This window comes from Bacillota bacterium, assembly GCA_040754675.1.
GTDB lineage: Bacteria > Bacillota > Limnochordia > Limnochordales > Geochordaceae > Geochorda.
This window is the reverse complement of the sequence record JBFMCJ010000348.1, coordinates 1-4,422: the sequence shown is the minus strand read 5'-3', so window position 1 is coordinate 4,422 and position 4,422 is coordinate 1. Positions and strand designations below refer to the sequence as shown.

3 protein-coding genes are annotated in these 4,422 nt (G+C 70.4%); 2 read left to right on the top strand and 1 reads right to left on the bottom strand.

The window, feature by feature from the left end; all coding sequences use genetic code 11:
* The coding region (locus tag AB1609_16530; GenBank protein MEW6048055.1) for a S9 family peptidase at nucleotides 1-1,486 on the top strand (1,486 nt) is incomplete at its 5' end.
* 91 nt (nucleotides 1,487-1,577) lie between these two features.
* On the top strand, nucleotides 1,578-2,975 hold the full coding sequence (locus tag AB1609_16525) for a protein O-GlcNAcase (protein MEW6048054.1): 1,398 nt from the start codon (nucleotides 1,578-1,580) through the stop codon (nucleotides 2,973-2,975).
* Nucleotides 2,976-2,992: 17 nt separating this feature from the next.
* On the opposite strand, the gene folP is transcribed toward AB1609_16525, so the two are convergent.
* Entirely contained in the window at nucleotides 2,993-4,288 is a 1,296-nt protein-coding gene (folP, locus tag AB1609_16520; GenBank protein MEW6048053.1) for a dihydropteroate synthase, read from the bottom strand.
* Nucleotides 4,289-4,422: the final 134 nt, after the last annotated feature.

Genomic DNA, 4,422 nt, shown 5'->3' with positions numbered 1-4,422 from the left:
CCGGCTCTGGCCGCAAAAGCTCGCCGAGGGCGACGACTTCTACATGCAGCCGGCCTGGCACCCGTCGGGACGGGTGCTGGCGTTCGTCTCCTGGCGCCACCCCAACATGCCGTGGGACGGCACCCGCCTGCACCTTGCCCACCTGAACGGCGCCGACCCGGCGTCCGGGGAGTTGCCGCGAGTCGTGCGGCTGGAGACCGTGGCGGGGTCGGACCGGGTCGCCACCTTCCAGCCGGCGTTCTCGCCGGATGGGCGGTGGCTCGCCTACGTGAGCGACGAGAGCGGCTGGCCCAACGTGTACCTGTACGACCTGGAGCAGAAGAAAGCGGCACCGGCGCACCCCGAGCCCGCGGACCACGGCGTTCCTGCGTGGCGGCAGGGCGCGCGAACGCTGGCCTGGAGCGCGGACAGCAGACGCCTGTATTTCCTGCGCAACGACCAGGCCTTCACCCAGCTCTGGGCCTACGACGTCGAACGCCGCCATGCGGCGCGGGTCGGCGGCCCGGACGGCGGGCCTCTTTCCCCCTACACGGCCCTCCACCAGATCGCGGCCTCGCCGGATGGCGAGCAACTGGCCGTCCTGGCCTCCTCGTCCGGCATCCCGTGGCGGGTGCTCACGGTCGAGCCGGGCCTGGCAGGTGCTGTGCAGGTGAAGGTCTGGCGCCGCTCGGAGGCCGAGGATCTCCCCCCGGCATGGTTCAGCCGGCCTGAGCCTCGCCGGTGGGCGACCGCCGGCGGGCAGGACGCGTTCGGCCTCTACTACCCGCCGGCGAATCCGGGCTTCCGGGGGGAGGGACGGCCGCCGCTCATCGTGCGCGTTCACGGCGGCCCCACCGCGCAGGCCTCGGCGGAGTGGAACCCGGCCATCCAGTTCTTCACGAGCCGCGGGTACGCGGTGCTGGAGGTCAACTACCGGGGCAGCACGGGGTACGGGCGCGCCTACATGGACGCCTTGAAGGGCAACTGGGGCGTTTACGACGTCGAAGACGCGGTCAGCGGCGCCCGGGCGATGAGCGAGGCAGGGCTGGCCGACCCGGAGCGGCTCGTCATCATGGGCGGCAGCGCCGGCGGGTACACCGTGCTGCGGGCTCTCATCACCCATCCGGGCTTCTTCCGGGCGGGGATCTGCCTGTTCGGGGTGGCCAACCTCTTCACGCTGGCCGCAGAGACGCACAAGTTCGAAGAACGGTACATGGATTCCATGATCGGGCCCCTACCACAAGCCGCGGCCCTCTACCGGGAGCGTTCGCCGATCTTCTTCGCCGACCGCATCCAGGACCCCGTCGCCATCTTCCAGGGGGACGAGGACCAGGTCGTTCCCAAGAACCAGTCCGACAGCGTGGTGGAGGTGCTGCGGCGCCGGGGCGTTGCGCACGAGTATCACGTGTACCAGGGCGAAGGGCACGGCTGGCGCAAGCGGGAGACCATCGAGGCGTACTACGCGTCGGTGGAGTCGTTCCTGCGGCGCCACGTGATCTTCGCCTGAACACGACGGCGCGGCCGCGGCGCCCGCAGCCAGAGACAGGAAGCGCCCCGCACAGCCTCGAACGGTCGCGCAGAGGGGGCCTGGAAGCGCCATGGCATTCCGGTACCGGGGGGTCGTTGAGGGGTTCTACGGCCGGCCGTGGAGCCACGCCGAGCGCCTGGACACGATCCGCTGGATGGGCAGGGCGGGCTTCAACGCCTACCTCTATGCGCCCAAGGACGACGCCCTTCATCGCGCCCGCTGGCGGGAGGCGTACCCGCCCGACCAGATGCGCCGCTTCGAAGAGCTGGTAAGGGCCGGGGAGCAGGCCGGCGTCGAATTCATGCTGGCCATCAGCCCCGGGCTGTCGCTCGTCTACTCCGACCCCGCGGAACTGGACCGGCTCTGGGAGAAGCTTTCGGCCTTCGTGGCGCTTGGGGTGCGGAGCTTCGGGATCTTCTTCGACGACATCCCCCCTCAATTGAGGCACGAGCCTGACCGCCGCCTCTACACGAGCCTGGCGCAGGCTCAGGCGGACTTCACCAGGAGACTGTGGGAGCGCATGAGAGGGCGGGGCCTTCACCTCATCACCTGCCCAACCCACTACTGCGGCGACCCGGAGGTGCCGTACCTGCAGGAGTTCGGGGCGCGGCTCGACCCCGAGATCGACATCTTCTGGACGGGTCCGGCGGTCTGCTCGCGGGTCATCACGACCGACCACATGCGCCGGGTGGGCGACGTGCTGGGCCGGCGGCCCCTGATCTGGGACAACTACCCGGTGAACGACGGCCACATGGCGCCCGAGCTCCACATCGGCCCCTACACCGGCCGCGACCCCGAACTTGACCGCGTCACCCGGGGGATCTTCGCCAACCCCATGAACCAGCCGGTGGCCTCCAGGCTGCCCCTCTCCTGCGTCGCCGCCTACCTGCGCGACCCCGTGGCCGCAACCCACGATCCGCGGCGCGCCTGGAACGAGGCGGCCCGGGAGCTCCTCGCGCCGGGTGGCCTGGAACCGCCCGCAGAGGACCTGGTGGAGGCCTTCACCACCTTCGCCGCCTGCCAGAGCATCAGTTGCCTGTCACCCGGGGAGCCGGAGGCGCTCCTTTCGCTGTTCAGGCGGTTCGAGGATCTCATGTGGAGCTTCCGCTTCGACGAGGGCCTGCGCGAGCTGCAGAAGGGGATCGGGGCCATGCGCCAGGCTCGCCATCGCCTTGAGCGGGCGGCGCAGGGTTTGCCGTTTCTGGCCGAAATCAAGCCATGGATCGACGATTTCGGCCGGTGGGTGGACCTGCTGGAGACGGGGCTGGATCTCATCCTGGCGGAGAGCTTGCTCATGGCGGCGAGTTCTGAGGAGGAGCGAGCCGGCCGGCGCGAGCGGGTCGTCGAGGTGCGCGAGAAGCTGAGGGCAGGCCTGAAGGAGTCCGTGGACTGGCCCACCCGGACGTGCGGCGACGCGGCCCGCGCCTTCCTGCAGCACCTGCTGCGCCGCAGCGCCCTGTATGCTTGAGAGCGGCTTTGCGGACGTCAGGGCAGCAGAATGCGGTCGACGGTGGCGGCCACGTCGCGGGTCGGGCCGGGAAGCGGCGCGTCGGGCTTGCGCACCCGCACCTGGAGCCGGCGCAGGCGCCCGGTGTACCGGGCCTCGATGGCGTCAGCCACCGCCCCGGCCAGGGTCTCGATGAGGCTGACGCTGGGGCCCTCCAGTATCCCCTGTACGACCCGGTATACTTCGCCGTAATCCACCGTGGCTTCGAGCCGGTCGCCTGAGGGGACGGACCGCAGCCACAGCTTCACGTCCACCTCGAAGGGCTGCCGGTTGACCTTTTCCTTGTCGTGCACCCCGTGGCACGCTGAGAAGGTCATGCCCCCCACCTCGACCGTCACCTCGTCGGTGGCCGAAGCCGGCCTCTGCCGGCGGCGCACCACGGCATCGGCGACCGCCGCCACCCGCCGCATCACCTTCACGTCGTGCACCCGCACGATGTCGGCCCCGCCTGCAATGGCCAGGGCCACCGTTGCGGCCGTCCCTTCCACCCGTTCCAGGGGCGGAAGCCCGCCCAGCACCTTGCCGATGAAGCTCTTTCGCGAGGTTCCCACCAGGAGCGCAAAGGGTTCGAACCCCGGCAGGCGCGCCTGCTGCGCCCACTCGGGCAGGCGCGCCAGAAGCTCGAAGTTCTGTTCGGCCGTCTTGGCAAAGCCGAAACCCGGGTCCACCACGATGCGGTCCGGACTGATGCCGGTGTCGAGCGCCAGGCGCACCCGGGCGCGCAGCTCCCGGGCCGAGTCGGCGACCACGTCTTCGTAAGCGGTCAGGTTCTGCATGGTGGCAGGGGTGCCCCGCATGTGCATGACGACCACGGGCACCCCAAGCCGCGCCACCGTACGCGCCATCTCGGGGTCGTGGGCGAGGCCCGAGACGTCGTTGACCAGCTGCGCGCCCGCTTCGACCGCTGCCTGCGCGACCCGCGCCTTGCGCGTGTCGACCGAAATCGGTACGTCGGTCTGGGAGGCCAGAGCCCGGATGACCGGGACCACCCGGCGTAGCTCCTCGTCTTCCGGGACGTCGGCTGCCCCGGGCCGGGTGGACTCCCCCCCGACGTCGATGAGGTCGGCCCCTTCTCCAACCATCTCCAGGGCGCGCGAGACGGCCGCCGCAGCGTCGGGATAGGCATCGCCGTCCGAGAACGAGTCGGGCGTTACGTTGAGCACGCCCATGAGGTAGGTGCGTTCGCCGATGGCAAGCGTGCGGGTTCGCAGGGCAAGCGTCCGGAGCCTGCCCCCGGGGTCCGCGCCGGATGCTAGAATGTGCGAGACAGCCATGAGCGCCACCTCACCGGTTCGGGTCTTCCTGGGCCTGGGTTCGAACCTCGGCGACCGGGCGGCCCTGCTCCAGCAGGCGGTAGAGGCCCTCGGGCGACTGCCGGGGACTGCCGTGGTGCGCCTTTCTTCCCTCT